Source organism: Halobacteriovorax marinus SJ (genome assembly GCF_000210915.2).
In the GTDB taxonomy this organism is placed as follows: Bacteria; Bdellovibrionota; Bacteriovoracia; order Bacteriovoracales; family Bacteriovoracaceae; genus Halobacteriovorax; species Halobacteriovorax marinus.
The window spans coordinates 1-1,973 of record NC_019100.1 but is presented as its reverse complement, the minus strand read 5'-3'; the positions used below and the strand labels follow the sequence as shown (position 1 = coordinate 1,973).

At 36.2% G+C, this 1,973-nt stretch carries 2 protein-coding genes; one reads left to right on the top strand and one right to left on the bottom strand.

Translation table 11 applies throughout. The features are described from left to right. Positions 1-396: 396 nt before the first annotated feature. A complete protein-coding gene (locus tag BMS_RS17680) occupies positions 397-534 on the top strand; it encodes a hypothetical protein (protein WP_157868329.1) in 138 nt (45 codons plus the stop codon). A gap of 716 nt (positions 535-1,250) precedes the next feature. Here the strand turns inward: BMS_RS17680 and repM are convergent. Further along, positions 1,251-1,973 carry a replication initiation protein RepM gene (gene repM, locus BMS_RS16505; RefSeq protein ID WP_015059334.1) on the bottom strand — a complete coding sequence of 241 codons (723 nt, stop codon included), beginning with the start codon at positions 1,971-1,973 and terminating at the stop codon, positions 1,251-1,253.

Genomic DNA, 1,973 nt, shown 5'->3' with positions numbered 1-1,973 from the left:
GAAAACGTCCTTGTTATCTAAATAGTATTATCGACGAGTACTATTTAGTCAACTCGTTTTAAAAAAAGAGGAATACCGGAATTCCTCGTCTTTAATACCGGAATTCCTCGTCTTTAATACCGGAATTCCTCGTCTTTAATACCGGAATTCCTCGTCTTTAAACTCTCTAACCCATGATTACGAACACTTGTGGAGCCGCGGAAAACATTAAAACATTAAAACAATTAAAAGAGACCCTCCATGCCTTAATCTCCAAATTCCCCATCTATTGACTCTTCTCTGTAACGTTGAAGCGTTTTCCCTTTAAGAAAAATGTAAAAAAGAATTATCCATTTAATAAGTGAAGATCGAAGTCTTCCTATTATGTGATCAAGAAACCATTATCGAGGAGGAAAAATGGCAAATGTTTTATATTTAATGAGTTTGATATTGGAAATCCTATTGAATCTAATAGAGCTTTGGAAGTTCTTTAATTGGGAACTCTTACCTCCCCTACTTCCAATCTTTGATTTTTTACAAAACATCTTAGAGTGAAATCGGTAAGTTGGTCACTCCCCTCTTTTTCAAAAGACGATTACCTGAGGGAGATTCTTTGTTATTCAAAGTAAGTATTCTCCCACTTCCCTACTTTTGAAATGAAACCTATAATTGAATTCGAGGGTAACTAAATTGTTTTGCAGGCGATTTACCAGGCCAACTTTTAAATTTAATAAAGAAGAAAAAAAATCTTTTAAGCTATCTAGTTCGCTTCTGAAATATCTCATGGTGGGATATCCTTATATCTAGGTGGCTTTTAAAAAAAAGCCTTAGAAGCGATTTAAGAGCGCAACTGATGGTACAGCTGGCGATACAACTAGAGCACATCTGTTGTTACAACTAACGAACAGCTAGTGTACATTTACAACACCTCTGCCCCACCTTTGCATCCACTGCTCTCCCTAGAAAGCTCGCTATATACTCAAAATAATTGAATAAGTTTCGGCACGAAATCTGACTAGCCCTCTTTCACGTTGTTACAGAGATCTAGTCAGATTTAGCACCGATTATTTATTTTTTTCGGAAGGAGGTGCGAGCTTTCTAGGGAGAGCAATGAAGATGGTGATGTATGAATTATTTTTTTAGAGTGATAAGAGGTGGTGAGAAGTGATTTATTATTTCGTGATTAGTATTTTTTGATTTATTTTGGCCCAAGTGGATACAAGGGCCAATGCTTTAGGAAGGCTTAGGAGTGGATTTGAGGATTCGTTTTTTTAGTTCAATGCCTTTTTTGCATCAGCGATTACATCTTCAAGCTCTATTTGAGTTAGAGCGTCCTTTCCAAAGTGAAAAACAAATCCTGTAATTTTTCTTCCTGATTTTACTTCAGAGTATCTACACTTAATGTCGGTGTTTTCATTTATTTGGTGAATAGCGATATTTAAAACGTGTTTCTTAAAATCAAACATTCTTGGATATTCTTTTTTTTCAATTCCAAGAGTCTCACGAAAATCATCAAGAGAGAACTCGACTTTACCTATTTTTCTCCATTGTATGAGCATCTCATAGAGTCTTATTGCATAAATGGAGGTTAACTTTGTAATGTTCTCTAGTCTGTACGATGTAAAAGTTGAGCTAAGTTCTGTGAGGTATGGGATCAGATCCTTAGCGAATGTTAGAGTTATGCCTCCATCTCTGTATCTTACTGAACTTATCCATCTGGTCTTGATTGGGTCACCATTCTTTGCTGTTAACCAAAGGTGTCTCTCGAAAAGGTTGTCAGATGCATCCCTGATTTCTTGATAAGCATGTTTAAGCTCTAGGCCGAACAGTTTCGAGTAGTCTTGGGCTGAGAGGCTTAACTCCTGGTTCTCTTTAAGAGATTCTCTTGAGTCATTTTGTGAGATGCATGAGAGTAGAATTCTCTGCTCATTTAGATTCAACTTATATGACGCTTGTATTACGGCATTTGATTTTGTTACGAGATTATTATTCAT